The organism is Nocardia sp. NPDC024068, assembly GCF_040638875.1.
In the GTDB taxonomy this organism is placed as follows: Bacteria; Actinomycetota; Actinomycetes; order Mycobacteriales; family Mycobacteriaceae; genus Nocardia.
Genome location: NZ_JBEZYU010000009.1, coordinates 83130 through 107887, shown reverse-complemented (window position 1 = coordinate 107887; position 24758 = coordinate 83130). Strand labels below are relative to the sequence as shown.

Annotated in this window: 27 protein-coding genes; 14 read left to right on the top strand and 13 right to left on the bottom strand. The window is 69.3% G+C overall.

Going from position 1 to position 24758, the window contains the following annotated elements; all coding sequences use genetic code 11:
• Positions 1-50 precede the first annotated feature (50 nt).
• The 3 genes from AB0F41_RS11730 (at position 51) to AB0F41_RS11720 (ending at position 3367) form a co-directional block, all read left to right on the top strand.
• Positions 51-707: a GAP family protein gene (locus AB0F41_RS11730; RefSeq protein ID WP_357422756.1), complete on the top strand. Its 657-nt coding sequence runs from the start codon at positions 51-53 to the stop codon at positions 705-707.
• An 82-nt stretch (positions 708-789) separates the two neighbouring features.
• Positions 790-2343, top strand: a complete 1554-nt coding sequence (locus AB0F41_RS11725; RefSeq protein WP_357422755.1) for an FAD-binding protein — start codon at positions 790-792, stop codon at positions 2341-2343.
• Between the two features lie 94 nt (positions 2344-2437).
• Complete coding sequence (locus AB0F41_RS11720; RefSeq protein ID WP_357422754.1) at positions 2438-3367, top strand: aldose 1-epimerase family protein; 930 nt, start codon at positions 2438-2440, stop codon at positions 3365-3367.
• Positions 3368-3418: 51 nt separating this feature from the next.
• On the opposite strand, the gene AB0F41_RS11715 is transcribed toward AB0F41_RS11720, so the two are convergent.
• Complete coding sequence (locus tag AB0F41_RS11715; protein ID WP_357422753.1) at positions 3419-4042, bottom strand: class I SAM-dependent methyltransferase; 624 nt, start codon at positions 4040-4042, stop codon at positions 3419-3421.
• Positions 4043-4106: 64 nt separating this feature from the next.
• On the opposite strand from AB0F41_RS11715, the gene AB0F41_RS11710 reads away from it, so the two are divergent.
• The 3 genes from AB0F41_RS11710 (at position 4107) to AB0F41_RS11700 (ending at position 5902) form a co-directional block, all read left to right on the top strand.
• Positions 4107-4541, top strand: coding sequence for a MerR family transcriptional regulator (locus AB0F41_RS11710; RefSeq protein WP_357422752.1), 435 nt, complete (start codon positions 4107-4109; stop codon positions 4539-4541).
• Positions 4542-5073: 532 nt separating this feature from the next.
• Positions 5074-5298, top strand: coding sequence for a hypothetical protein (locus AB0F41_RS11705; protein WP_357422751.1), 225 nt, complete (start codon positions 5074-5076; stop codon positions 5296-5298).
• A 106-nt stretch (positions 5299-5404) separates the two neighbouring features.
• Positions 5405-5902, top strand: coding sequence for a hypothetical protein (locus AB0F41_RS11700; protein ID WP_357422750.1), 498 nt, complete (start codon positions 5405-5407; stop codon positions 5900-5902).
• A gap of 16 nt (positions 5903-5918) precedes the next feature.
• Here AB0F41_RS11700 and AB0F41_RS11695 read toward each other — a convergent pair whose 3' ends face one another.
• From AB0F41_RS11695 to AB0F41_RS11685, 3 genes are read right to left on the bottom strand one after another with little or no spacing between them, the layout of a single operon-like run.
• Positions 5919-7145: a cytochrome P450 gene (locus AB0F41_RS11695; RefSeq protein ID WP_357422749.1), complete on the bottom strand. Its 1227-nt coding sequence runs from the start codon at positions 7143-7145 to the stop codon at positions 5919-5921.
• Positions 7142-7393, bottom strand: coding sequence for a ferredoxin (locus AB0F41_RS11690; protein WP_357422748.1), 252 nt, complete (start codon positions 7391-7393; stop codon positions 7142-7144). The genes AB0F41_RS11695 and AB0F41_RS11690 overlap by 4 nt, the downstream gene beginning before the upstream one ends.
• Positions 7394-7396: 3 nt before the next feature.
• Positions 7397-8053, bottom strand: a complete 657-nt coding sequence (locus AB0F41_RS11685) for a DUF4097 family beta strand repeat-containing protein (RefSeq protein ID WP_357422747.1) — start codon at positions 8051-8053, stop codon at positions 7397-7399.
• A 225-nt stretch (positions 8054-8278) separates the two neighbouring features.
• On the opposite strand from AB0F41_RS11685, the gene AB0F41_RS11680 reads away from it, so the two are divergent.
• Positions 8279-11467: a BTAD domain-containing putative transcriptional regulator gene (locus tag AB0F41_RS11680; protein ID WP_357422746.1), complete on the top strand. Its 3189-nt coding sequence runs from the start codon at positions 8279-8281 to the stop codon at positions 11465-11467.
• On the opposite strand, the gene AB0F41_RS11675 is transcribed toward AB0F41_RS11680, so the two are convergent.
• The 3 genes from AB0F41_RS11675 to AB0F41_RS11665 form a co-directional block, all read right to left on the bottom strand.
• On the bottom strand, positions 11451-12212 hold the full coding sequence (locus AB0F41_RS11675; RefSeq protein WP_357422745.1) for an ABC transporter permease: 762 nt from the start codon (positions 12210-12212) through the stop codon (positions 11451-11453). The two genes, AB0F41_RS11680 and AB0F41_RS11675, sit on opposite strands and share 17 nt — an antisense overlap.
• On the bottom strand, positions 12209-13153 hold the full coding sequence (locus tag AB0F41_RS11670) for an ATP-binding cassette domain-containing protein (protein WP_357422744.1): 945 nt from the start codon (positions 13151-13153) through the stop codon (positions 12209-12211). Before AB0F41_RS11670 ends, AB0F41_RS11675 begins: the two co-directional genes overlap by 4 nt.
• Before the next feature lie 131 nt (positions 13154-13284).
• Positions 13285-14031 carry a DsbA family protein gene (locus AB0F41_RS11665; RefSeq protein ID WP_357422743.1) on the bottom strand — a complete coding sequence of 249 codons (747 nt, stop codon included), beginning with the start codon at positions 14029-14031 and terminating at the stop codon, positions 13285-13287.
• A 155-nt stretch (positions 14032-14186) separates the two neighbouring features.
• On the opposite strand from AB0F41_RS11665, the gene AB0F41_RS11660 reads away from it, so the two are divergent.
• Entirely contained in the window at positions 14187-14975 is a 789-nt protein-coding gene (locus tag AB0F41_RS11660; RefSeq protein WP_357422742.1) for an NAD(P)H-binding protein, read from the top strand.
• Here AB0F41_RS11660 and AB0F41_RS11655 read toward each other — a convergent pair.
• Positions 14952-15728 carry an SDR family NAD(P)-dependent oxidoreductase gene (locus AB0F41_RS11655; RefSeq protein WP_357422741.1) on the bottom strand — a complete coding sequence of 259 codons (777 nt, stop codon included), beginning with the start codon at positions 15726-15728 and terminating at the stop codon, positions 14952-14954. The genes AB0F41_RS11660 and AB0F41_RS11655 overlap by 24 nt on opposite strands.
• Before the next feature lie 193 nt (positions 15729-15921).
• On the opposite strand from AB0F41_RS11655, the gene AB0F41_RS11650 reads away from it, so the two are divergent.
• From AB0F41_RS11650 to AB0F41_RS11640, 3 genes are all read left to right on the top strand, one after another.
• Positions 15922-16371 carry a VOC family protein gene (locus tag AB0F41_RS11650; protein WP_357422740.1) on the top strand — a complete coding sequence of 150 codons (450 nt, stop codon included), beginning with the start codon at positions 15922-15924 and terminating at the stop codon, positions 16369-16371.
• Positions 16372-16530: 159 nt separating this feature from the next.
• Positions 16531-17187 carry a hypothetical protein gene (locus tag AB0F41_RS11645; RefSeq protein WP_357422739.1) on the top strand — a complete coding sequence of 219 codons (657 nt, stop codon included), beginning with the start codon at positions 16531-16533 and terminating at the stop codon, positions 17185-17187.
• Between the two features lie 188 nt (positions 17188-17375).
• Positions 17376-17951, top strand: a complete 576-nt coding sequence (locus tag AB0F41_RS11640) for a dihydrofolate reductase family protein (RefSeq protein WP_357422790.1) — start codon at positions 17376-17378, stop codon at positions 17949-17951.
• Here AB0F41_RS11640 and AB0F41_RS11635 read toward each other — a convergent pair.
• Both AB0F41_RS11635 and AB0F41_RS11630 read right to left on the bottom strand, forming a co-directional pair.
• The gene (locus AB0F41_RS11635) at positions 17933-18643 is read right to left on the bottom strand and encodes an AraC family transcriptional regulator (protein ID WP_357422738.1); all 711 of its coding nucleotides are present in this window, start codon (positions 18641-18643) and stop codon (positions 17933-17935) included. The two genes, AB0F41_RS11640 and AB0F41_RS11635, sit on opposite strands and share 19 nt — an antisense overlap.
• Positions 18644-18705: 62 nt before the next feature.
• Positions 18706-19644 carry an SDR family oxidoreductase gene (locus AB0F41_RS11630; protein WP_357422737.1) on the bottom strand — a complete coding sequence of 313 codons (939 nt, stop codon included), beginning with the start codon at positions 19642-19644 and terminating at the stop codon, positions 18706-18708.
• A 195-nt stretch (positions 19645-19839) separates the two neighbouring features.
• Between AB0F41_RS11630 and AB0F41_RS11625 the strand changes: the two genes are divergently transcribed.
• The gene (locus AB0F41_RS11625; protein WP_357422736.1) at positions 19840-20688 is read left to right on the top strand and encodes a helix-turn-helix transcriptional regulator; all 849 of its coding nucleotides are present in this window, start codon (positions 19840-19842) and stop codon (positions 20686-20688) included.
• A 99-nt stretch (positions 20689-20787) separates the two neighbouring features.
• Here the strand turns inward: AB0F41_RS11625 and AB0F41_RS11620 are convergent, their stop codons facing one another.
• A complete protein-coding gene (locus AB0F41_RS11620; RefSeq protein ID WP_357422735.1) occupies positions 20788-21666 on the bottom strand; it encodes a LysR family transcriptional regulator in 879 nt (292 codons plus the stop codon).
• An 83-nt stretch (positions 21667-21749) separates the two neighbouring features.
• On the opposite strand from AB0F41_RS11620, the gene AB0F41_RS11615 reads away from it, so the two are divergent.
• A complete protein-coding gene (locus AB0F41_RS11615; RefSeq protein ID WP_357422734.1) occupies positions 21750-22475 on the top strand; it encodes an SDR family oxidoreductase in 726 nt (241 codons plus the stop codon).
• 317 nt (positions 22476-22792) lie between these two features.
• Entirely contained in the window at positions 22793-22972 is a 180-nt protein-coding gene (locus AB0F41_RS11610) for a hypothetical protein (protein ID WP_357422733.1), read from the top strand.
• Between the two features lie 88 nt (positions 22973-23060).
• Here the strand turns inward: AB0F41_RS11610 and AB0F41_RS11605 are convergent, their stop codons facing one another.
• Positions 23061-24185: a CapA family protein gene (locus tag AB0F41_RS11605; RefSeq protein ID WP_357422732.1), complete on the bottom strand. Its 1125-nt coding sequence runs from the start codon at positions 24183-24185 to the stop codon at positions 23061-23063.
• Between the two features lie 45 nt (positions 24186-24230).
• The gene (locus tag AB0F41_RS11600) at positions 24231-24752 is read right to left on the bottom strand and encodes a hypothetical protein (RefSeq protein ID WP_357422731.1); all 522 of its coding nucleotides are present in this window, start codon (positions 24750-24752) and stop codon (positions 24231-24233) included.
• Positions 24753-24758: the final 6 nt, after the last annotated feature.

Here is a 24758-nt window from a genome sequence, read left to right as displayed (position 1 = left end):
TCGGGCGCCGAAGCCGCGTTTGCCCGGGCGCGGCCTGACGAGGAGCCGGTATGAGCGACCTGGCGGTGCGGCTTCTGCCGGAGATAGTGGGTCTGGTCGTGACCCCCGGTGCCATCGCCGGCTGCATTCTGCTGCTGCGGTCGAGCCGCCCGGTCCGCAACCCGCTGGTGTTCGGCAGCGCCTTCGTCTTCGTCTACCTCCTGATCGCGCTGTCGGCGCTGCTCGGCGGTGCCACCGGAGAGGGTTCGACTTCGCACCGGGCCTCGGCGGTGGCAGGTCTGCTGATCGGCCTGCTGTTCCTGGGGGGCGGGATCCTGATCGCTGCCCGGCCCCTCCGCAAGGGCAACGGGCGGCCGGGACTGCTGGACGAACTCCGTGATGCCGGGCCGCGCCGGGTACTGGTGGCCGGGCTCGGTCTCGCGGTCATCAACCCGAATCTGTTCATCATGATGTCGGGTATGAGCGTGATCGCCAGTTCGCATGTCGGGCCGGGCCGGGCGGTGCTGGCCACCGTCGCACTGCTGCTGGCCGCGGCCCTCGACTTCCTGATTCCGATCGGGGTGTACCTGGCACTGGGAGCCCGCGCCCGCAGAGGTCTGGAGCGGGCGGAGAAGTGGATGCTGGCGCGCAGTCGCGCTATCGGTATGGGGGTGCTGTTCGGTTTCGGTGCGCTGTTCACCATCCGGGGGATCATGAATCTGATCTGATCCGTCCGCGTTTCGCGCCGGGAGACAAGTGCCGCGCGGCTAGGGTGGGGTGCCGCTCGTGACGCCGCCCCAGGGATTTCCGATGCCACTGTCTCGCCGTCGTTTCCTCGCCAGCACCGCGCTGACCGCCGCCCTGGCCACCCCGGGTATCGGGTCCGCTCGCGCCGAACCGACCGTCGTCGCCGGTGGCGCCGATTACCGTGTCCTGGCCCTACGGGGATACAACAGGCGTTTCGTGGCCCGGCCGCGGCGTTTTCACGTGCCGGACTCCGCCGAGGCGGTGCGCCGCGCGGTCGCCCGGAGTGTGGACGAGGGTCTGCGGCTCGCGGTCCGTTCCGGCGGACACTGCTTCGAAGGTTTCGTGGACGATCCCGGTAATCAGGTGATCGTCGATCTGACACGCCTACGCGATATCGGCTGGGACGCAGAGCATCGCGCGTTCTCGGTGGGTCCGGGCGCCACCATGGAAGACGTGTACACCGGGCTCGCGCGCTGGAATGTGACCGTGCCGGGCGGTATCTGCAAGGCCGTGGGTGCGGGCGGCCACATCATCGGCGGCGGATACGGGCCGCTGTCACGGCAGCTGGGGCTCATGGCCGACCACCTCTACGGCGTGGAGGTCGCTACTGTGGCGGCCGACGGCGAGGTGCGCTTGACCACGGCCACCGCCGACGGGCCGAATCAGGACCTGTGGTGGGCGCATACCGGTGGGGGCGGCGGGAATTTCGGTGTGGTGACCCGCTTCCTGATGCGTTCGCGGGATTCCGACGGTGCGGCACCGGAATCGGCGTTGCCCCGGCCTCCGGCGACCGTGCTCACCGGCCGGCTGGATCTCCCGCTCACCACCGAGGAGTCGTTCGTTCGCTTCATGCGGAACTATCTCGACTTCTACCACGCCCACCGGGAACCGGGTAACCGCTTCGCCGGGCTGTACGCGCCCGTGCAGTTCCGGCCGCGGCTCACCGGGGCCGGTGAGATGCTCATCCTGGAGAGTTCCGGTGATCCGGACGCGCACAACCGGATCCGTGAGTTCATCGATACCGTCACCGCGGGGGTGCTGCCCGGAGCGGTGGTGCGTCCGGTGGTCGAGGCGAGCTACGCCGATACCGTCGCGAATACCTATTACCCGGGTACAGATCTGCCGCCGCGAGTGAAGACGAAGGCGGCCTACCTCCGGCAGCCGTACACCGAGGAACAGTTGCGGGCCTGCTATCGCAATCTCGCCGCCCCGGAGTTCATCGGCGAATCGGCACTGGAATTCCTGCCGTTCGGCGGTGCGATCAACGCGCAGGCCCCGGACGCCACCGCGATGCCGGCCCGGGATTCGTTCATGAAGATGCTCATCCACGCGGCGTGGCGGCTCCCCGTCGACGACGAGCGGCATATCCGGGTGGCCCGCCGCCTCTACCGCGAGCTCTACGACGGCACCGGCGGTGTCCCGGTACCGGGCGAACGCGACGGCGGCAGCTATATCAACTATCCCGACCCCGATCTGGCCGATCCCGTCCACAACACCTCCGGAACCGCCTGGTCCACTCTGTACTACGGTGCGAACTACCCCCGATTGCAGCAGGTCAAGGCGCAGTGGGACGCCGGTGATGTCTTCCGGCACGCGTTGTCGATCCGTCCGGACTGACCGGCACCGCGGCATCCGGCGCGGGGCGCGACGCCCGGCTCGCCGCCGGACCGGATCCCCGCGGTCCGGGGCGGACGGCCTCTAGGGTTGTGGTGTGATCGCATCCGAACCCACCGCGACCGGTCGTTCGATCGTCCTGGAGTCGGCGGGGGTGCGCGCCGAGTTCGGTACCGTCGCGGCCGTGCTGCGCGGGCTCGTCGTCGGCGGTGTCGCGGTGACCGAACCGCTGGCCGCCGGGGCAGCGCCGCCGATGGCGTCCGGGATCGTGCTGGTGCCGTGGCCCAACCGGGTTCGCGATGCCGTCTGGACGCTCGACGGTAAACCGCAGCTGCTCGATATCACCGAGGTGTCCCGGTCGAACGCGATCCACGGGTTGTTGCGCAACACCGACTACGAGGTGCGGGAGCACTCCGCGACCGCGGTCACTCTCGGCGCGCTCGTGCCGCCACAGCACGGCTGGCCCTTCCTGCTCGACACCTGGGTGCGCTACGAACTGCGCCCGGACGGCCTGGCCGTGACGCACGGGGTGGTGAACCACAGCGGCCGTCGCGCGCCGTACGCGGTGGGGGCGCATCCGTACCTGCGTGTCGGCGACTTCCCGGTGGAGCAACTGGAACTGACCGTGGCCGCGGATACCTACTACGCCCTCGACTCACGGATGAATCCGGTGGCGGCGCATCCGGTCGAGGGCACACCCTACGACCTGCGCGCCGGCGCGGTGGTGCAGGACCTGAACCTCGATACCCCGTTCGGCGGCGTCCGGGCCGGGGTGGCCGCCCGGCTGACCGCACCCGACGGATCCTCGGTGGCGCTCGTCCACGACGAGGGCTGGCACTACCTGCAGGTGTTCACCGCGCCGGATTTCCCCCGTCCGCAGGGGCGCGGGCTCGCCGTCGCACTGGAACCGATGACCGCGCCTCCCGACGCGCTGAACTCGGGGGCGGGCCTGCGTCTGCTCGAGCCCGGCGCGCGCTGGGAGGGCGGCTGGTCGATCCGCTATACGCACGCGGGCAGCACTCGCTGATCGGCCTGCCCGGTGTCGCGGTCCGGCTCGATGAGCTCCGCACCGGTCCGGCTAGGGCTGTCCGGTCTTGAAGGCCAGGACCTGCACGGTGCTGCTGGGGCCGTGGTGGTACTTCCCCTCGGTGATATCGCGGTCGGTCTCCCGGCAGTGTTCGATCCGCAGACCGGACAGGTCGTGGCGGAGTTCGGCGGCGGTCGGCAGCGCATCCGCGGACGGTGGCCCGCCGATACCGGGCCGGGTCAGTTGCCGCGGCGTATACGCCTCGAGGACGAACGCCCCACCCGGGCGTAGCGCCCGTGCGCAGGCCGCGTGCAGGTCCGGACGGAGCGCGGACGGTACATGCGCCCAGATGGAGACGATGCCCGCCCATCGTGATTCGCCGAACTCGTAGGCGGCGAGATCGGCGACCACGGTCTCGAGGATTACCCCGCGGTCGGCGGCCAGGCTCCTGGCGTGGGCCAGACCGACCTCGGAAAGGTCCACCGCGGTGACCGGATGTCCGCGCCCGGCCAGGAAGACCGCGTTGCGGCCCTCGCCCTCGGCCAGGCACAGGACCGGGCCGTCCGGGATCCGGTCCGCGACTTCGCGCAGGTAATCGTTGGGGTCGGTGCCGTACGACTCGAACGCCCGGGTGTAGCGCTCGTTCCACAGGTCGGCTTGTGTGCGTGGTTCCATCTGTCACCTCTCGGGGCTCGGCGCGGGGTTGACGCCGCACCCCACTGTGCAAGTTAATGTGAACATGAAGTCAAGCCCGGACCCGTCGGCCGTTCCGGACGGCGCCACCTTCTCGATCGGTGAGGTAGCCCAGCGATTCGGCCTCGCGCCCCATGTGCTCCGGCACTGGGAGTCCGTCGGCCTGCTCACACCCGCGACCCGCGTCAACGGCCGCCGCCGCTACCACCGGGCGCATCTGGCCCGGGTGGCGATGATCCTGCGGAGCAAGCAGATCGGCCTGAGCCTGGCCCGGACCGGAGAGCTACTCGACGCCTGCGACGGGGGTGGCCGCCGCCGCATCCTGGAGTCGCAGCTGGATGCCCTCGATGCGCAGATCGCCCGGATCCAGACCTCGAAGAACCTGATCTCGCATGTGCTCACCTGCCGCTACGAGGACTTCACGGAGTGCCCCCGTTTCCAGGCCGAAATCATCGTGGCCGTCACCGGAGCGGACGGCTGAGAGCCGTAGTTGCTCCGAACCCCGGCGCCGGCGGCGAGGTCCCGGATGCTCACCCCGGAGTGATGCCGATCCGCATGTCTGCTCTGCTCGGCACTGGCCGCCCGTCGATGTGTAATGGCTACTTACCGGTTATACAACCGGTGCTGGCGGAACTGAGCCAGGAGCCCGGCGCCGCGGGGACCGCGATACCCGCCGCCTACCTCCGCACCGGCCGGACCGGGCATACTGGAGGGAAGTACACCGGGTGTGGCGAAATATTCTGCCCACCCATCCATTCCGGCAACTGCACCGTCGCAGGGCCGGTACAGTCCACCGATTCCGGCGTGATGCCGGGACCTGCGAATGTGTCCGGTCCGAGACGGCGACGATGCGCCCCCGGGCGCGTAGACGTAATCTTGTACCCAGAACTACTCGTGGCTAAACCAGTGTTCCGGGTGGACCGGGGCCCACGGGCAAGTAGGGAGTGTCATTGGACCTCGAGGAAGCGCGCCGGTTCGCGGCAGGGGTATGGAAAAGAGCGGATCTGTCACAGATGGAACGCTTGGCAGCCGTGAAGGCCGACGCGCACGCACGCGGCAAGGAACCGTTCGATCTCGATCGGCTGGAAACCCTCTGCGACACCAGCGATAACGGGCGAAGGGACCCGATATCGTGGCGGCAGCGCCGATTCGAGCTGATCTACTACAGCCACCCGGAAATGATGACGATCGAAGATCTGGCCGAGCACATCGCTATGACCCACGGCTGGAGTCGGTGACGCCCACTCGGCCGCGGGGATGATCGCCGGGTGATGCACGGTGGGGGAGGGGAGGCTCCGCGCCAGCGTGGTACTCGAAAGCCGTTGTGCTGGATACAGTGACAGGGTGGCACTGGAGTGGGTTGCGGTAGTCGGAACACTGGGCGGCGCGTTCCTCGGGGCGGGTTCCACGATGCTGGTCGAGTCGCTGCGGGCGCGACGGGAACGTGCGATACGGGTCGGGGAGACCCGGCGCGAGGTCTACGTGAGATTCCTGGCGGCACTGACCCAGACCGACAACGCGATACAGGCCCTTGCGATCGAGGGTCCCACACCCCTGGCCCGGTCCGAGGCCACCGCCGCATTTCGCTCCCACCAACTGGTGGCGGCGATGTACGAACTCGAACTGATCGCACCGAAGGTCGTCTGCGATCACGCCCGGCCCGCCTACGAGCGGCTCCGGGATATCCGGGAGACGCTGATCGCGCAGGCCGTGGTGGTGGGCCCCGCCGGGGCGGGGTCACCGGAATGGCGGGCGGTTCACGAGCCCTTCCTGAAAGCGCTGGCCCAGTTGAGCGCCGCGATGCGCGCGGAGTCGGGCGAACTCACCCGACTCCGCGACTAGTATCCGCCGGCGCGGATCAGCGGTCCGTATCCGTCCAGGTGACCGGCAATTCGTGGACACCGTAGATGTTCATATCGGTCCGCAGCGGCACCTCATCCGCGGGGACGGCGAGCGCCAGGGTGGGGAAGCGGCGCAGCAGTCCGGCGAAACCCGCCCGCATCTCGATGCGGGCCAGCTGCTGGCCGAGGCACTGGTGCACGCCGTGGCCGAACGACAGGTGGCCGCGGGCCCGGCGATGCACATCGAGGGCGTCGGGGTTGTCGAAGCGCTGGGGGTCGCGGTTGGCGGCCAGTAGCGAGACGACGACCGTGGACCCCTGCGGGATCGTCGCACCGCCGAGTTCGATGTCCTCGGTGGCGTAGCGGTAGAAGATATCGGCGACCGTCAGGTAACGCATGAGCTCCTCGACCGCGTCGGGCATCAGGTCCGGGTCGGCGCGCAGTTCGGCGAGCTGCCCGGGGTTCTCCAGCAGCGCGAAGGTGCCCAGTGACAACATGTTCGCGGTGGTTTCGTGGCCGGCGAGCAGCAGCAGGAAGGCGACGCCGGTGAGTTCCTCGACACTCAGGTCTGCGTCGCGGGCCAGATCGGACAGGATGTCCTCGCCGGGCTCGGCGCGCTTGCGGGTGACCAGTCCGGCCAGGTACATGTTCATGGCGCCGAACGCGGCCATCTTCTCGTCGAGTTCCTGGTCTTTGACCAGGAACTTCTCGGAGTTGGCCTGGAAGGTCTCCCGGTCCTCGTAGGGGACGCCGAGCAGTTCGCAGATCACCAGTGACGGCACCGGGAGCGCGAACTCTTTCACCAGATCCACCGGCGGCGTGAGGCGCGCCATCGCGTCCAGTTGCCGCTCGGTGATTTCGACGATGCGTTCTTCCAGCATTTTCATGCGCCGGACGGTGAAGGCTCCGGTGAGCTTGCGCCGCAATCGAGTGTGGTCCGGCGGGTCCATGGCGATGAACAGGCCCGGGATCTGCGGGGACGGTTCGGTGGCGGCCGGTATGCCGGGAGTCTCGTACGGAACGTGCAGGACACCGATGTCCTGACGGGAGCTGAACCGGGTATCGGCCAGGAGCGCGCGGACCTCGTCGTAGCCGGTGACGAGCCAGCCGTTGTGCCCGTCGGGGAAGAGCAGGGGGGAGACCGGGCGCTCTTCGCGCAGCCGGGTGATCTCGCGGGGCGGGTCGAAGGGGCCCGCATCGCGGTCCATGGGCAGGCCCTGCGGGACGGGAATCGTCCGGGTCATCGGATTTCCTTTCGTGGCGCCGGTGGCGTTGGCGGTGGCGGGGTGGGCCGGGGACCGGCGCGGAGGATGATCGCGCCGGCCGGGCACATCTGGGCGGCCTCGCGGACGGCCGGCTCCTGTTCGGGTGCGGGGGTGGTGGTCGACATCAGCACCAGGCCGTCCGCGTCGTCCTGGTCGAATACATCGGGGGCGGTCAGGACGCACATTCCGGCGCCGATACAGCGCCCCCGATCGGCGCCGATCTCCATCGGCTATCCCCGCGTCCGGGCAAGGGGGGCGACGGCGTGCCGGACGACGACGTTGCCGTAGGCGCTGCGGGCGTGGACCCGGACGGTGTCCGCGGTCGCGGCGTCGACCGGCTGCATCAGGTTCTGCACGGTCCCCAGGGTGGCGTCGACCTCCAGCCACGCCGCGCTGCCGGGACGGATGCCGACCTGCAGTTCGCCGTAGGAGGTTTCCAGCCGCAGCTCGCCACGCACCGCGTCCTCGATACGGATATCGCCCTTGGCGGTTTTCGCGGTCACCGCGCCGCCCGGGCGTTCGACGACGATATCGCCGGCGGCGATATTCAGGTCGGCACGCCGGAGTTCACCGATACTCACCAACCGGCCCACCCCGGCGGTGGCCTTCAGCCGGGAGCCGGTGGGCACCTCGACGCTCACCTCGATCGACGGGTTGCCGCCGAACGGGGTGTAGGTCCGCCAATCCTTCGGGGTGTGCACGGTCAGGACACCGGCGGTGAAATCGGCGCGGGTCTGCTCGGCGGCCCGGATATCGGCCTTGCCGGCCGCGTTCGCCGGCCGGATCCGGACCACGGTGTCGGTGCGGTCCGAGGCGATCACGGTGACATCGCCGGACATCACGTCGACGGTGACGGCAATCGGTTCCGGGGTGGTGAAGGTGGTCATCGGAGTTCTCCTTCGAGTAGGTGGATCGTTGTCTTCGACTCGGCGGCGTTCGCTGTGCCGGTGATGAGAGAAACTTTCGCCCGGTGGGCTGATACCGCCCTGACAGCGATCTGACATCCCCGCTGATATGGCGTTTGCGCTGTTCAACGGGTCTATTCCGGATATTTCCGGCCGTCGTTGCCGGGCTGGACACCGCCCCGCGGCCGGGCACGGCAGAATGGTCCGGTGCAGATCGGATTGCTCGGACCGTTCGATGTCCGGGTGGATGAAGGCGGATCGGTCGAAATACCGGGTGTCCGGCTCCGGGCGTTGTTGATCGCGCTGGCGCTGGAACCCGGACGAGTGGTCCAGAGGGCGACACTGGTCGACTGGATCTGGGGCGAGCAGCCCCCCGCCGACGCGGCGAACGCCCTGCAGGCATTGGTCTCCCGGCTCCGCAGGGTGCTGCCGGACGGGGTGCTCGAGGGGCAGGCGGGTGGTTACCGGCTGATGGTGCGGCCCGGCGATGTCGACGCCGTGCGGTTCGAACAGCTTCTCGACCGGGCCCGCGGCGGCGATGACGCGCGCCGGGCCCCGCTGCTGGGCGAAGCCCTGGAGCTGTGGCGCGGTACGCCGATGCAGGATGTCGAGGTGCGCGACAGCGAGGCCGTCGACGCGGTCATCGCCCGCCTCGAGGGGCTGCACCTGGCCGCGCTCGAGGACCGGTACGAGGCGGAGATCCGGCTCGGCCGGGGCCCGGAGCTGGTGGCCGAGCTGACCGAGCTGGTGGCCCGGTTCCCGGTGCGGGAACGGCTCGTCGCCGCGTTGATGCGGGCGCTCGGCGCCGCGGGCCGGGGCACGGAGGCGCTGACCGTGTACCAGCGTGCGCGGGAGGAACTCGCCGACACTCTCGGCGTGGATCCCTCGCCGGAACTCTCCGGGTTGCATGTCGCGCTGTTACGTGGCGAAGTGGGGGCGCGCGAGACCGAACGCCGAACCAACCTGCGGGCCGAACTGACCGAATTCATCGGCAAATACGCCGATGTCGCGGCTGTCCGCGATCTCATCGCCGGCCATCGTCTCACCACGCTGACCGGGCCGGGTGGCTCGGGCAAGACCAGGCTGGCACTGGAAACCGCGCGCACTCTGCTCGACGATCTGCCGGACGGCGCCTGGGTGGTGGAACTGGCGTCCCTCGGTGCGAGCGGCGATATCGCCCGCTCGGCGCTGGCCGCGTTCGGCCTGCGGGACGCCCTGCTGGGCGGAGCGCCGGACGCGGAACCGATCGACCGGCTCGTCGCGGCCATCCGCGATCGCGAAACCCTGCTGATCCTGGACAACTGCGAGCATGTGATCGAATCCGCGGCGGCGTTCGCGCACCGGGTGCTCGGGGAGTGCCCGCGGCTGCGGATCCTCGCGACGAGCCGGGAACAGCTCGGCATCACCGGTGAGGCGCTGTGGCGGGTTCAGCCCCTGGCACTACCCGGCGCGGACGCCGACTCCGCGGAGATCGAATCCTCCCCGGCCGTCCAGTTGTTCCGCGACCGCGCGCGTGCGGTACACACCGACCCGGCCGTCGACGACCGCGGCTGGGCGACCATGGCGCGGGTGTGCCGGGCCCTCGACGGCATACCGCTGGCGATCGAACTGGCCGCGGCCCGGCTGCGCACCATGTCGCTCGAACAGCTCGCCGACCGCCTCGATGATCGATTCCGCCTGCTCACCGGCGGCAGTCGTACCGCGATACCGCAGCACCGGACGTTGCGCGCGGTGGTCGACTGGAGCTGGGAACTGCTCACCGACGCCGAACGGATGGTCCTGCGCAGACTCGCGGTGTTCTCCGGCGGCGCGAGTCTGGCGGCGGCCGAACGGGTCTGCGCGGACGCGGCCGAGAACCCGGCCATCGAGCCGTGGGAGGTCCTCGACCTGCTGACCTCCCTGACGGAGAAATCGCTGCTGGTCACCTTTACTGCACCGGCACCGGATCCCGGCGCCGGATCCGGCCCCGGCGACAGCGAGCCGCGCTACCGGATGCTCGACACCATCAAGCAGTACGCCCGGGACCGGCTGGTGGAATCGGGGGAGGAGGACGCGGCGCGGCGCGCGCACCTGGCGTATTTCATCGAATTCGCCACCACCGCGGAACCACATCTGCGCCGCGCCGAACAGCTGGAATGGCTTGCCCGGCTCGAGGCCGAGCACGACAATATCGCGGTCGCGATGCGGGGGGCGCTCGCGACCGGTGACGGGACCGGAGCACTGCTGCTCGCCGCGAACGCCGGTTGGTACTGGTGGCTGGGCGGGCACAAGGCCGAAGGCGCGGAGCTGGTCACCGCGGCTGCCGATATGCCCGGCGAGGTCGACGATGAGACCCGGGCCCTGGTGTACGGGCTGGTTGTGCATTTCGGGAGTTCCGGCCGCAATGACGCGGTCCAGGTGGAGGAATGGATCCACAAGGCGTACCGGTTCGGTCGCGGTAGCCGGACCGGCCATCCGGCGCTGGCGTTCACCGGCGCGCTGGAACGTATGCTCGCCGGGCCCGACCAGTTGCTGCCCGCGTTCGAGCCACTCGTCACCCATCACGACCCGTGGGTCCGGGCGCTGGCCCGGCTGCAACTGGGCAAGTTGCGTACCGTGCTCGGCCACGGCGGCCGGGAGGCCGATGAATACCTCGCGGCGGCCCTGGCCGAATTCCGGAACCTCGGTGAGCGCTGGGGAATGTCGTTCGCGTTGAGCGAGCTCGGGGACCGGATCGGCACCCGCGGCGATTTCGCCCGTGCGTGCGAGCTTTACGAGGAGGCGATCGCGGTGGTCAGCGAGGTCGGCGCGGTCGAGGACGCGGTGCGGATGCGGGTGCGGCAGGCCCAGCTGTATCGGATGCTGGGTGACGAGGACGCGGGCGCGGCCGCCATGGACGAGGCGCAGAAATGCGCGGATCGAGCCCGGTGGCCGTCCGCGCTGGCCGAACTCGCCCTGGGGAAGGCGGAATCGGCGCGGCGCACCGGCGATACCGCGGCGGCATACCGGCAGATCGAACTCGCAACCGCCGCGCTGGGCGACGAGGCGGAGCAACCGCATAACGCCGCGGTGATCCACGACCTGCTCGGCTACCTCGCCGAGGGACTCGACGAGGCCCGCGAACATCACACCACCGCGTTCCGCCGCGCCGCCGAATCCGGGCACGCGCCCCTGATCGCCGGGGTCCTCGTCGGAATCGCCGACCTGGCGCTGCGGTCCGGGCAGGACGAACAGGCGGTGCGGCTGCTCGCGGCGAGCACCGCGGTACGCGGGCTGCCCGATCTCTCCCATCCCGATATCGCCCGCATCGAGCGGACAGCACGAGATCGCCTCGGCGAAGCGGGCTTCACCGAGGCGATGGGGGCCGGTGCGCAGGCGAGCTGGCCGGAACTGGCCGAGGCTACGCTCGCTTGTTGAATGTGGACCGCGACCACAGGTATCCGGCGATCGCGAATCCGGCACACCAGCCGAGCGCGGCGGCAGTGTAGCCGCCGGACGGGTTGCCGGCCAGGAATCCGCGCAGGGCTTCGATGATCGGCGTGAACGGCTGATACTGCGCGAACTGCCGCACCCCCTGCCCCATCTTCTCGGCCGGCACGATCGCCGTGCTGAGAAACGGCAGCATGATCAGCGGCACCACGCCCATTCCCGCGGCTTCCGGGGTTTTGGCCGCCATACCCAGCGCGACCGTCAGCCAGGCCGCCGCGAACGAGGTGGCGGCCAGGATGCCGAGCGCGCCGAGCCAGTCGAGCGCGGTCGCCGGCGGCCGGAACCCGAGCGCGAACGCCACGGCGAGAATCGCCACGATCGCCACGGCGTTGGTCAGGATGGTGGCCGCGACATGACCGGTCAGGACGGCACCGCGGGAGACGTCCATGACCTTGAACCGGTTGATGATGCCCTTCGACATATCCGAGCTCACCGCCACGGCGGTGCCCGACAATCCGTAGCTGATGGCCAGGAGCAGCATGCCCGGTGCCGCGTAGTCGATGTAGTTGCCGCCGACGTCGAACGCGCTGCCGAACACGTAGACGAAGATCAGCATCATCACGACCGGCATGAAGGCCGCGTTGAACACCGTCACCGGGGTGCGGGCGATGTGCTTGAAGTTGCGTCGCAGCATGATCGACGAATCGGCCAGCGGTGCGATGAGGGTGCTCATGATGTGGTGACCTCCGTGGTCGCGTGGCCGGTGAGGGAGAGGAAGACGTCGTCGAGGTCGGGGGTGTGCACCGAGATCTCCGCGGCTTCGAGGGACTGTTCGTCGAGCCGGTCCAGGATGCGGCGCAGCGATTTCGACCCGCCGTCGCCCGGTATCCGCAGGGTGAGGGACTCGTCGTCGCGGGTGCCGTCCGGCAGGATCCGCGCCGCGGCATCCAGTTCCGAGATGTGGGTGAACCGGAGTCCGATATAGCTACCGGGCACCTGCCGTTTGAGTTCCTCGGCCGTACCTTCGGCGACTATCCGGCCCTGGTCGAGTACCGCGATCCGGTCCGCCAGCTGATCGGCTTCCTCCAGGTACTGGGTGGTGAGGAAGATCGTCACACCGTCGGAGGTCAGATCCCGCACGATCTCCCACATGGTGCGGCGGCTACGCGGATCCAGGCCGGTGGTGGGTTCGTCCAGGAAAACGATCTGCGGCCGGGTGACCAGCGTCATCGCCAGATCCAGTTTCCGGCGCATACCACCGGAATAGGTCGCCGCCCGTTTACGCGCCGAATCCGCCAGTTCGAATCGATCCAGCAGATCGGTCACCACCCGTTTCCGGTCGCCGCCCTTCAGCCGGTGGATATCTGCCATCAATTCCAGGTTCTCTTGCCCGGTCAGCAGATCGTCCACGGCCGCGAACTGACCGGTTACCCCGATCGCCGCCCGCACTGCTTTGGTCGCGGAGGCGATATCGTGGCCCGCGACCCGCGCCGTGCCGCCGTCGGCTTTCAACAGGGTGGTCAGGACGTTCACCGTGGTCGTCTTCCCCGCCCCGTTGGGGCCGAGCAGGGCGAAGATGGTGCCGGCCCCGATAGTCAGATCGATCCCGTCGAGGACTGTTTTGTCCCCGTAGGCCTTCCGCAGCCCGGAAGCCGCGATTGCTGTGCTGTTCATGGAAACACTGTCGGCGGTGATGCTGACACGGACCTGACGTCTGCCTGATACGCCGCCGACGGCGTGCTACCGCGGGCGCACCGGCGCGGGTGTGCCGGACCCACGCCCTGCCCGGCCTCGGCATTTCCTGCTCAGCGCGCGGCGTCCAGCAGCGGAGCCAGACCGTTCTGGGTCATGAGGGCGCCGCGGTCGGTGACCTCCGCGCCGTCGATGTAGACGGTGGGAGTGCCGCTCACCCCGCCGGCGAGGACCTCCCGGGTCTTCGCTTTCAGGTAGGTGTCATAGGACCGGCCGGTGATGCATTCGGCCACAGCGGAATCGGTGTAGCCGGTCGATTCGGCGATACCGATCAAATCACTGTCGGGCAGGCCGTCGCTGTACTCGGGGGGTTGCCGGACGAACATCTCGGCCAGCCAGGCCTGGTACTCCTGCACTCCGGTGTTCGCGACACAGAACGACGCATTACCTGCCCGCGAGGAGTATTCGGTGGTGCTGGCCCGGTCCAGGAAGGAGATAACGCTGTATTCGACCGCCGCGGTGCCGTCGCGGACCGCGTCCGCCAGCACCGCGCCGTTGAACTCCTCGAACGCCTGGCAGACCGGGCACTGCAGATCCATGACGACCCGCACCGTCACCTTCGCGTCCGGGTCGCCGACCCGGACCGCGCCATCAGCGGTGACATTCGCGGGGGACGCGCCGTCTACCGCGGGAATCGCGAGGCCGGGGATCTCCTCGGCCGTCGCGGTGCGCACCACCAACCCGATACCTATGGCCGCGACGGCGAGCACCAGGACCAGGATGGGAGTCAGGATGACGAGAAGCCTGCGGTTGGTTCCGGTGTGCTGCGGCGGCGGCCACCCGCCCGGATTGGTGCTCAATTCATCTGCTCCCGCTCGCCGGATATTCCGCCGCAAGCCTAGCGGCGCACACCGGGGCATGGTTCAGGCTGTGGGCGTCGATGTTCGGCGCGGCGCTCTCGCCGCGGCAGTTCGTGCTGCGAGGCTGTTCCCATCCATCACGCAGGAGGCCGATGATGTCGAAGCGGGTACTGGTCACCGGCGGTACCGGCCGGCTCGGGCGGGCACTCGTGCCCCGGCTGCTCGCCGCGGGCCACGAGGTGCGGGTCCTGACCCGGTCCGAACGTGCTCCGGAGACCCACGACTGGACAGTGGGAGATCTGCGGACCGGCAGCGGATTGGGTGAGGCGGTCGCCGATATCGAGGTGATCGTCCACCTGGCCACGACCAACGGTCGCGGTGATATCACCGCGACCGGTGCCCTCATCGAGGCCGCGCAGGCCGCCGGCGGGCCGCATCTGGTGTATCCGTCGATCGTCGGCATCGACCACCATGCGCTCGGCTACTACCGCGCCAAAGCGGAATGCGAAGCGCTGATCCAGCATTCGGAGCTGCCGTGGACGATTCTGCGGGCGACGCAGTTCCACGATCTGATCGCCGAGATATTCGATATCCAGCGGTGGGCGCCGGTGCTCGCCGTGCCGGCGAAGGTGTCCTTCCAGCCGGTCGATGTCCTCGAGGTGGCCGACCGCCTGGCCGTCCTCGCGGAGGGTCCCCCGGACCGGCGGGTTCCGGATATGGGCGGCCCGCAGGTCCGTCCCGCCACCGATCTGGCCCACGCGTATCTCCGGGTCGTCGGCCGCCGGCGGCCGGTGCTGCCGGTTCCGCTGCCCGGTAGGGCGATCCGCGATTTCCGCGCCGGTGTGCATCTCACACCGGAGCACGCGGACGGGCGGATCACCTTCGAGGAGTTCCTCGCCGCCCGTGCCGAGGGCCCCGGTTCAGCCCGGGATCAGGGTCTGTGAACGCTGCACCGTCCCGGTGATACCGGCGGCGTCCTGGCCCGCGAGCAGGACCGCGGCCCGGGCGATCGTCTCGGCCGGTTCGACCATTTCCGGCGGAATCTCCCGGCTGCCGCCGGCCGCCTGCCAACCCTCGGTGAGCACCACTCGGCTCGGGCTCAGGCAGTTGACCGCGATATTGTCCCCGCGCAGGTCGGCGGCCAAACCGAGGTACAGCCGTTCGACGGCGGCCTTGGAGACCCAGTAGGCGTTCGCGCCGCGGTCCACCATATCGACGCCGGTCGTGGTGATCGCGATCAATGACCCGCCGCCGCGTGCCCGCAGCTGCGGGATCACCGCCTTGGTCACCGAGAACACCCCGGTGAGGTTCACATCCAGGCACAACTGCCACCGCTTCAGCGGGGTCGTCTCGACCGGTCCGAGCCACAGCACCCCGGCGTTGGCCACCAGGATGTCGATACCGCCCAATTCGGCCACCGTCCGTGCGACCGCATCCTCGACCGATCCCGGGTCGGTGACATCGCAGGGCACCGCCAGCCCGCGGCCACCGGCGGCCGTGATGCGTTCGGCCACCGCGTGGATCGTTCCCGGCACGGTCCCCTCGGACTCCGAGCGGGCCGCTACCGCGACCGCCGCTCCCGCCGCGGCCAGTTGCTCGGCGATGGCCGCCCCGATCCCGCGACTGGCTCCCGCCACGAACGCGACCTTCCCGGTCAACGTGGTCCCGGCGGACTCCGGGGTCGGTTTCGTCTGCATCTGTCGCCTCACGTCGTCCGATGTGGTTGTGCGAAGGCTCACCGGCAGGATCCCGATCTCGGCCGACCGGAGGCCGGTCAACCTTGGCGTTGCAACCCTTCTCCTGCAGTGAGAATATTCTTCTTATGCTCAAGAATGCAATTCTGGAACGCGCCCCGAGGTCCGGCGGACCGGTGGGCGGGAGGCATCGGACATGAGGGCCCGCGACCAGTTCCATGTGGGCATCGTGACCACGGACGTCGAAGCCACCACGGCAGCGCTCTCGGCGACCCTCGGCTACGAATGGGGCCGCCTGATCGACAGCACCGTCGAGGTCTCCGGCCCGCGCGGGCCGGGCGAGTTCGCACTCCGCTGTGTTTTCTCGATCGGGGAACCGCGTCTGGAAGTCGTCCGCGCCATCCCCGGGACGCTGTGGGAACCGGCCCCCGGCGTCGGAATCCACCACATCGGCTACTTCTCCGACGATCTCGCCGGCGACATGGACGGCCTCGTCGAGCACGGATGGCAGGTGGAAGCCACTCGCGAGATGTCCGACGGCAGCCTGTTCTTCGCCTTCCTCGCCAATCCGGCCGGTTTCCGCGTCGAACTCGTCGACCGCCGCGCCGAGCCGGGACTCCGGACCTGCTGGGCGCCTATGACGTAAACCTTCACCGCCGCGGACCTGCGGCCCGCGCGGCCGGGCGGGACATCTCGGTGCGCGGATCGAGCCGCCCTCCGGCATGATTTGTAGTGGGACGTCGACTGCGGCGCGATCGCCGCGCCCGAGTCCGACCGGATCCGGATCCTGTGAGATCGGAGAATCGTGGAGCAGCGGAGGACGGCCGCCGGTATTCCCGGACACGCCGAGTTCACCCTCGAATATCAACCCGATCCCGTGTACGGCCCGGGTGTCGAGTGGCTCGTATCCGGGCTGGAGGAGTCCATCCGGGAAGGTAGCCGCTTCCCGGTCGGCGAGACCGTCGGTATCGGCTGGCTGGACTGCTATGTGACCGACCGCGGCGACGGCACCCTCGGGCTCTGCGAACCCGATTTCGCGCAGATGCCCCCGGCCTTCGTCTCGGGTACCGCACAAGCCCTGGAGCAGCTGTGGTTTCAGCGCGAAGTCGCCGGCAGCCTCGGACTGGAACCCGAGCTGGATTTCCCGAACCACCTGCAATACGCCATGACCTGCGCGGCGTTCGGCGCCACCGATTCCGTTCTGATGCACCGATACCCGCACGGCGATACCGAATCGGGCTGGTTCATCGGCTGCTCCGGCTCGGCCCACCGGCACACCGACGCCACCCTGCGCGCGGCGACCCTGTACGAACTCGCGGTGGCGAAACCCGCGATCATCGGTTACCTCGCGCTGCCGACCGGCTGCTCTGTCGTCCTCACCGAGGGCCACCCCGGCATCGCGCGCGGCGGCAAGCGTCTGTCTCCCCGGCCCGGCTCACTACTCGCAGCCATGTTCCCTTGATCCAGTGAGAACCGCGGGGCCCGCTCGAAGTCGTACGACTGATTGTACGACATCGCGGCTATCGGGAGGTCCGCGCGGCCGTCCCGCCGGCCGGGAAATGCCGTGTCGGTTTCGTCCAAGACATCGGCGCGCGCTGTTCCTAGGCTGACTGCAGGCAGAATCCGATGCCCCACACCCAGGAGGAACTGATGGCACGCGAACTCGTCTACACAGGCTTCATGTCGCTGGACGGCGTCGTGGATTCGCCGGGCGGCGCGGTCGAGGGGCATCGCAGCGGTGGGTGGGTGATGGACACCGAGTTCGTGCCCGAGGCGTTCGCGCTCAAGGGCGAAGAACTCGCCGACACCACCGCGCTCCTGTTCGGCCGCCGCAGCTACGAGGCGTTCGCCCCGGTCTGGCGGGACTCCGAGGACCACGCCGCCTACAAGGACCTGCCGAAGTACGTGGTGTCCTCCGAATTGACCGAGGACGCGTTGATCGAGGGGTGGGGTCCGATCACGATCCTGCGATCGGACGACGATGTCGCGAAGCTGAAGCAGACCGACGGCGGCCCGATCTACATCCACGGCAGCGCCGAGCTGGCCCGGCGCCTCGCGGCCGCCGACTTGATCGACCGCTACAACCTGCTGGTTTTCCCGGTATTGCTGGGTGCGGGCAAGGGCCTGTTCGACCGATCGGACCGCGACAAGCAGACGCTGCGGCTGCGGGAATCGGAGTCCTACTCCAACGGCGTGACCAAGCTCGTCTACGAGGTGGTGCGCTGACCCGGATCGAGGGCGAGCGCGCCCCCGGTCCCGGCACGTAGCTGCTGGGCCGTCCGCCCGACGAATCGCCGCAGCGCCCGCGCGAGGTGGGGTTCGTCGTAATACCCGAGCTTGCCGACCACATCGCCGGGTGTTTCGCCCGAGGCCAGCAGCAGCGCGGCCGTGCGGGCCCGCCCGATCTGCCGGACCCCGCCCTGGGTGAGCCCGGTCGCGGCCCGGAAGCGACGTTCGAGTGTCCGCTCGCCCGCCGCAGGCGGCGAACCCCGCAGTGTCTGCGCCACCACCGGGTCTGCGATCACGACTCCCTCGTGGACGAGCCGGTCGACGAGCGCTTCGACATCGTCCGGGCGCGGTGTCTCCCGGTGGGCGCCGTCGAGGAAGAAGGTCCGGCCCGTCACATCGGGCAGCACGATCCCGCCGTCTACCAGGGCCGACGTCGCAGTCGTACGCAGCGACGTCCCGACCGCGAACTGGATACCGACGAATCCCGCGCCTTCGGGCACGGGTGCCTTCCCGGTGCGGCTCTCCGGGCCGGTGATCGCGGCATGGGCGCGCCCCGCCTGTTCCCAGAACACCAGCCCCCAGGTCTCGGACGCGACCGAGGTCATCTCCTCGACCTCGTCGCTGCGGCATGTCCACACGGACTCGACCCACGGCGAATCCGACGCCCGCGTCCCGAACACCAGTCCCACCCGCGAAATCCTAAGCCGAGCCGCCCCGGGGGCACACTCCCGACTTCGCGAGCTCTCCGGGGTCAGACCGGGAATCCGACCCCGACCAGCTCCTCGGAGACCTCCCAGAGCCTGCGGGCGTCGTCCATGCGGCGCAGCGGCGGCCACGGATCCTGCCGGGCGGGCCGTCCACCGAGGTTGCCGAGCCCCTTCGGGCCGTAGAACTCGCCGCCCTTCGCGTCGGGATCGGCCGCCGCCAGCAGCGCAGGCAGGGCCGCGGACTCGACGGTGCCGGCCAGGATGCCCATCCGGGAGAGCACGCGGATCGCGCGCACCGAGACGGTGTCCCGCTGCCGCCCCATATCGGGCTGTGCGGCGAGCAGGTTCGTCGGCGAGACCCCCGGGTGCGACATATTGCTGGTGATTCCCCAGCCCGCCGCGGTGCTGCGCTCGTCGAGTTCGCGGGCGAACAGGCCGACGGCGATCTTCGACTGGCTGTAGGCCTTGCGGCCGTCGTAGCCGCGCTCCCAATTCGGGTCGTCCCAGTTGATCGTGCCGCTGCGCGCGGCGATGCTCGTCTGATGCGTGACCCGGGCCCGGCCCTGCCGCAGCAGTGGCAACAGTCCCTGGGTGAGGGCGAAGTGCCCGAGGTGGTTGGTACCGAACTGCAGCTCGAAACCGTCCGCGGTGACCTGCCGGTCCGGCGGTGTCATCACGCCGGCGTTGTTGACCAGAATGTCGATCGGGCGGCCCTCGCCGACGAGCCGGTCGGCGAGGGCGGCCACCGAATCGAGCGACGAAAGGTCGAGGGCCCGGGTGGCGACGTTCGCGCCCGGGACGAGCTCGCGGAGGCGATCGGCGGCCTTCTCGCCCTTGGCCGCGTTGCGGACCGGCATGATCACCTCCGCGCCCGCCTCCGCCAGGCGGCGGGCGATGACGGACCCGATCCCGTCGCTGGCGCCGGTGACGACGGCGAGTTTCCCGGACAGGCCGGGGATGGCGATATCCATATCGCGAACCATGATCGGTCTCCTTCGTTCTGTGACGAATGGCGTGTACCCCGAGGTTTGCGCATCGCCGGGAGCGTATCCACGGCCTGCCGATCCCAGGCTCCGCCGGCCACGGTCCGGCACGGTATGGGGGGATCGGCAGTCCGCGGCTACCCGTTCTCGCAGGTGGTAGAAACGCATTCAGCACCGCGAGAGAGGGACGTGCCGATGATCGATCGCGTCGGGCTGGCCGATTTCCTCCGGACCCGCCGGAAGGCGCTGCAGCCGGAAGATGTCGGTCTTGCGCGCGGTTCGCGCCGGCGGACCGACGGGCTCCGCCGCGAAGAGGTCGCGTCACTGTGCAATATGTCGGCCGACTACTACTCCCGGCTCGAACGGGAGCGCGGGCCGCAGCCGTCGAGCCAGATGCTCGCTGCGATCGCGCTGGGGCTGCATCTCTCCCTCGACGAACGCGACCACCTGTTCCGGCTCGCGGGGCAGAACCCGCCCGCCCGCGGCGGGGCCGGCGACCATATCGGCCCCGGCCTGCTCCGTGTTTTCGATCGCCTGAACGACACACCCGCGGAGATCGTCACCGAACTCGGCGAGACCCTGCGGCAGACCCCGATGGGCGTCGCGCTCACCGGCGATCTGACCCGGTACACCGGTCCCGCCCGCAGTATCGGGTACCGGTGGTTCACCGACCCGGCCACGCGGCAGCGATACGCACCCGAGCAGCACCAGTTCCTCACCCGCATGTACGTATCGGGTCTGCGCGAGATCGTCACCCTCCGCGGCCCGGACTCCCGGGCCGCGGAACTCGCCGACCTGCTCCTCGCGCGCAACGAGGAGTTCCGGCAGGTGTGGGAGAAGCACGAGATCGGGATACGCCCGCACGACGTCAAACATTTCATCCACCCGGAAGTCGGCCCCCTGGAACTCACCTGCCAGCGGCTGGTCGATCCGGGCCAGTCCCATTCGCTGCTCGTCTACACGGCGGTCCCGGGTACCGAGAGCTACGAGAAACTACAGCTGCTGTCCGTACTGGGCCCGCAACTCCGGCCTGCAGAAGGGTGATCGCGACCTCCGGCATCGCCTGCCGCGCGCTCTCGGCCGGAAAGGTGACCAGGGTTGCGCAGGGCGGCGACCGCGAGATACGCCGCATAGGAAGCCGGTTCAGCCCGCAGAGGTGGAGAGCGACGTGTCCCGGAGCCCGGACGCGGTGCGGACGAGGGCGGCGATCGCCGGTGCGGTGCTGTTCGGTGGCCACGCGATCACCGTGGTGATACGCGGCGCGTCGACCACCGGCACCGCGACGTGTTCGGGCCACTGCCAGGCACGGCTGGAGGCGGGAATGACCAGCAACGTCCGGCCGAGTGCCACGAGCTGGGCGAGTTGCGACTGGGTGTGTACCTCCGGTCCGGGCCCGTCCGGGTAGGACCCGTCGAGCCGGGGCCAGCGCGCGATCGGCAGGTCCGGCACATTGCCGGCCTCCGCCATCGTGAGCCGATCCCGCGAAGCGAGCGGATGCGCCGCCGGCACGATCGCGACCTGGTCTTCGGTGTGGAGGTCCTCGGTGTCGAATCCGGTGAGGTCGTCGACGGGACGGTGCATGATCGCCACATCGGCGCTCCCGTCGCGCAGTCGCCGCGCCTGTTCGCCGACCTCGCACAGCAGTACTTCGACCGGCGCCGCACCGGGCTCCCGCGCCAGTGCGTCGAGGAGCCGTTGCAGCAGTTCGTGCGACGCCCCGGCTTTCGTCACGAGCACCAGCGGCCGCTGCGGATCCCCGGCCCGCCGGGTCCGCCGCGCCGCGGCCGCAACCGCGTCCAGAGCCGTTCTGGCCTCGCGAAGCAACACCGCGCCGGCGTCGGTGAGCGCCACACCCCGGCGGTCCCGGTCGAGAAGCCGGACGCCGAGTCGCTTTTCGAGTTGGCGGATGGCGCGGGAGAGCGGCGGTTGCGCGATCCCGAGCCGGACCGCCGCGCGCCCGAAATGCAGTTCCTCCGCGACTGCGACGAAGTACCGGAGTTCGCGGGTTTCGAGGTCGCGCACTCGGGCAGCCTACCAAGCTGATACCCGTCGAGTATCACAGCGGATCCAACCGGTCTTGGACAGTCCCGCCTGTCGCGCCGAGCATGGATCGGGTGAACGATACGAAGATCGCGCTGGTCACGGGCGCGAACAAGGGAATCGGTTTCGCCATCGCGCAGGGGCTCGGAGCGCTCGGTTTCACCGTCGCGGTGGGCGCGCGCGACGAGGCGAGGCGTACGGAAGCGGTCGACCGTCTCCGCGCCGCGGGCAGCGACGCGTTCGGCGTCGCCCTCGACGTCACCTCGGACGAGAGCGTGGCCGCCGCGGCGTCGACCGTCGAGCAGACGGTGGGCCGGTTGGACGTGCTCGTCAACAACGCCGGCATCGGCGGCCGGATCGACGGCGGCGCGCAAGACCCGGTAACCCTCGACCTCGACGTCGTCCGCACCGTCCTCGACACCAATGTGTTCGGGGTGGTCCGGGTGACGAACGCGATGCTCCCGCTGCTGCGCCGCGCGGCCGCGCCGCGCATCGTCAACATATCGAGCAATATGGGCTCGCTGACGCTGCGGACCGGCCCGATCCTCGCCGCCTACGCACCGTCGAAGTCGATGCTCAACAGCGTCACGGTCCAGTATGCCCGGGCCCTCGCGGAGACGAACATCCTCGTGAACGCCGCCTGCCCCGGCTATGTGGCAACAGATTTCACCGGTTTCAACGCACCACGAACGCCCGAACAGGGTGCCGCGATCGCGCTCCGGCTCGCCACCCTGCCCGACGACGGACCGCGCGGCGGCTTCTTCGACGACGCGGGGGTTGTCGCCTGGTGAGACCGATTCCCCGGCCTGCTCACCCGACCGGCAGCCGCTTCCGGAGCACCTCGTCCATCGACTCGTCCCGCCGGCGTCGCAGCAGGTTGTGGAAGCCGTATGCGCCGTGCAAGTAGGCGCCCGAACCGCTGCTCCGGCCGCGGAGCCGACTCCACCGCCGCCGCGGACCAGGACCGCTCGGACAGGACCGTCCCTGCCGAGCAGTTCATGCGGTTGACGACGACGCACGAGCAAACGGCGACGACCCTGCTGGAGGGGCCGGTCTTAGACGGCGAGCGGCATTGCCACCCGCGCCGCAGGCGGAGGACACTGGAGTAATGGCTGACAGAGAGCAACGCACACCCCTCTACGGGGTGGTGCTGATTCTCGTTGCGCTCGGTGCGTCGATGGCGGTCAGTTACTACGGGCCGATGTGGTTCCGCGTCACGGTCTACATCCTCACGGCGGTGATCGTGCTGGTCGGCGGTGTGATGACATTCCGGGACTACCCGTACTGACGTAGCGAATGCGGATTCCCGTCTCCCCGGCTCCCGGGGACGACGCGAAGGTACGCGCCGATCGGGGCTCCGGCACGAATAACGCAGATCAGCTCCGGTATGGGGATCCGGTCGTATCGGGCCGGTATGCGGTCAGCAGACCATCGGTCCCGTCGCCGATTCGCGTGCCGAACCGGCGGCTGATATCGCCGAGCGTGGTTCGCAGCCATCGGGTATCGGCGGACCCGGCCCGCTCGAGTTGTACGTGCCGGATACGCAACGGCAGCATCCACACCACCGGGGGACCCCCGGATTCGAGGGTGACGAGGTACAGCAGCCGCAGATCCGGCCGGTAGGAATCATGTCCGCCGATGCCCTCGTAGTCGTCGATCACATCACCGCAGCCGTACAGGATGGGTCGGCCTCGGTAGATCTCGATCGCGCGGGGGTGATGCGCGGAGTGACCGTGCACGATATCGACACCGGAGTCGATCAGCCGGTGGGCGAATTCTTGTTCACCGAGTCCGGTTCCGTAGCCCCAGTTGGGCCCCCAGTGCACCGACACGACGGTGCGGTCACCGCTGCGGAACGCAGTCGAGATCCGGGCCGCCACTTGGTCGGCGTGCCGGACCGACGGCTGATCGATCAACCAGACTCCGGGGCGGCCGCTGTCCGCGGCCCAGCGGGCGGGAACACCGCTGGACAGGGTCGATACCGACGCGATCAGGACCCGGCGCCCGCCCGGGACCGGCACGACCGCAGGTTGTCGCGCGGCATCGAGATCCGCGCCCGCACCGACCGCGCGGATATTCGCGCCGGACAGCGCGTCGAGGGTGTCGGCCAGGCCGCGGACACCGAAATCGAGGCAATGGTTGTTGCTCAGTGCGCACACGTCCGGCCGCAGCGCCGCGAGCGCCGGCAGATTGCCGGGATGCATCCGATAGTGGACCGCCTTGCCGGCTGCGAAATCGCCGTCGGCGGTGACGGCGGTTTCCAGGTTGACCAGCCGCACGTCGGGCGCGACCTCGTCGAGGATATCGAGCACCTCGCCCCAGGGCCGGGTGAAGCCGAACGGCCGGGGGATCGGCCCATTGACCTGCTCGGCCAGCTCCACGTAGCGCCTGGCGTCCCGGACGCACGGCTCCTGCAATTCCGGCCGTCCGGCTCGCGGCAGGAGTTGGTCCACGCCGCGACCGAGCATGACGTCACCGCCCAGCAGAACCGTGACCGTCATGGCGGTGCCGAACCCCGTGACATCGGTTCACCGGGACGTCCGGGTTCAGGCGAGCGTTTCGTCGAGAGTAGCGGCGGTCAGGACCCGCGCCGTCCAGGTCCGCACCTGGTCCTGGCCGGCCGATCGAACCCGGCGGATCGCCGAGGCGGGCAGCGGGCCGAACTTGACCGTCATCTGCTCGAGCAATACTTCGGCGCGGCCTTCCGCGAGACCTTCTGCCCGCCCCTTGGCACGTCCGCGTGCTTCGATGGTTTCGGCTGTGGTCACGATCGCCTCCTTTGCGAGCGGGCCGAGTTGTTCGAATACCGTCGCGATATCGGTTTCGGGGGTGTCTCCGACCGTCATGATGTAGGTGAGAACGGTCAGGTAGTCCCCGAGGGGGTCCGGGCCGGACTCCAATTCGCGCAGGTCTTCGAGCCAGTCCAGCATATCGCGACCCAGCCCCCTGTTCTTGGGCGCGATTTTCTGCAGTACCAGCAGCACCCTGGTGGCGGGGGTGAGGTCACGGGCGCGCAGCGTGGTGGATCGCTCTACTGCCGATGATGGCCCTCGATCTCTCAGAAACAAGAAATA

Bases quoted from the DNA above. Each gene is read 5' to 3' on its own strand.
- AB0F41_RS11655 (WP_357422741.1), bottom strand. From the start codon at position 15,728: ATGCAGACGAAACCGACCCCGGAGTCCGCCGGGACCACGTTGACCGGG.
- AB0F41_RS11625 (WP_357422736.1), top strand. From the start codon at position 19,840: ATGATCGATCGCGTCGGGCTGGCCGATTTCCTCCGGACCCGCCGGAAG.
- AB0F41_RS11605 (WP_357422732.1), bottom strand. From the start codon at position 24,185: ATGACGGTCACGGTTCTGCTGGGCGGTGACGTCATGCTCGGTCGCGGC.
- AB0F41_RS11695 (WP_357422749.1), bottom strand. From the start codon at position 7,145: ATGACCCGGACGATTCCCGTCCCGCAGGGCCTGCCCATGGACCGCGAT.
- AB0F41_RS11640 (WP_357422790.1), top strand. From the start codon at position 17,376: ATGGCACGCGAACTCGTCTACACAGGCTTCATGTCGCTGGACGGCGTC.
- AB0F41_RS11715 (WP_357422753.1), bottom strand. From the start codon at position 4,042: ATGGAACCACGCACACAAGCCGACCTGTGGAACGAGCGCTACACCCGG.
- AB0F41_RS11685 (WP_357422747.1), bottom strand. From the start codon at position 8,053: ATGACCACCTTCACCACCCCGGAACCGATTGCCGTCACCGTCGACGTG.
- AB0F41_RS11650 (WP_357422740.1), top strand. From the start codon at position 15,922: ATGAGGGCCCGCGACCAGTTCCATGTGGGCATCGTGACCACGGACGTC.
- AB0F41_RS11675 (WP_357422745.1), bottom strand. From the start codon at position 12,212: ATGAGCACCCTCATCGCACCGCTGGCCGATTCGTCGATCATGCTGCGA.
- AB0F41_RS11725 (WP_357422755.1), top strand. From the start codon at position 790: ATGCCACTGTCTCGCCGTCGTTTCCTCGCCAGCACCGCGCTGACCGCC.
- AB0F41_RS11660 (WP_357422742.1), top strand. From the start codon at position 14,187: ATGTCGAAGCGGGTACTGGTCACCGGCGGTACCGGCCGGCTCGGGCGG.
- AB0F41_RS11630 (WP_357422737.1), bottom strand. From the start codon at position 19,644: ATGGTTCGCGATATGGATATCGCCATCCCCGGCCTGTCCGGGAAACTC.
- AB0F41_RS11615 (WP_357422734.1), top strand. From the start codon at position 21,750: ATGGATCGGGTGAACGATACGAAGATCGCGCTGGTCACGGGCGCGAAC.
- AB0F41_RS11690 (WP_357422748.1), bottom strand. From the start codon at position 7,393: ATGGAGATCGGCGCCGATCGGGGGCGCTGTATCGGCGCCGGAATGTGC.
- AB0F41_RS11730 (WP_357422756.1), top strand. From the start codon at position 51: ATGAGCGACCTGGCGGTGCGGCTTCTGCCGGAGATAGTGGGTCTGGTC.
- AB0F41_RS11610 (WP_357422733.1), top strand. From the start codon at position 22,793: ATGGCTGACAGAGAGCAACGCACACCCCTCTACGGGGTGGTGCTGATT.
- AB0F41_RS11670 (WP_357422744.1), bottom strand. From the start codon at position 13,153: ATGAACAGCACAGCAATCGCGGCTTCCGGGCTGCGGAAGGCCTACGGG.
- AB0F41_RS11705 (WP_357422751.1), top strand. From the start codon at position 5,074: ATGGAACGCTTGGCAGCCGTGAAGGCCGACGCGCACGCACGCGGCAAG.
- AB0F41_RS11710 (WP_357422752.1), top strand. From the start codon at position 4,107: ATGAAGTCAAGCCCGGACCCGTCGGCCGTTCCGGACGGCGCCACCTTC.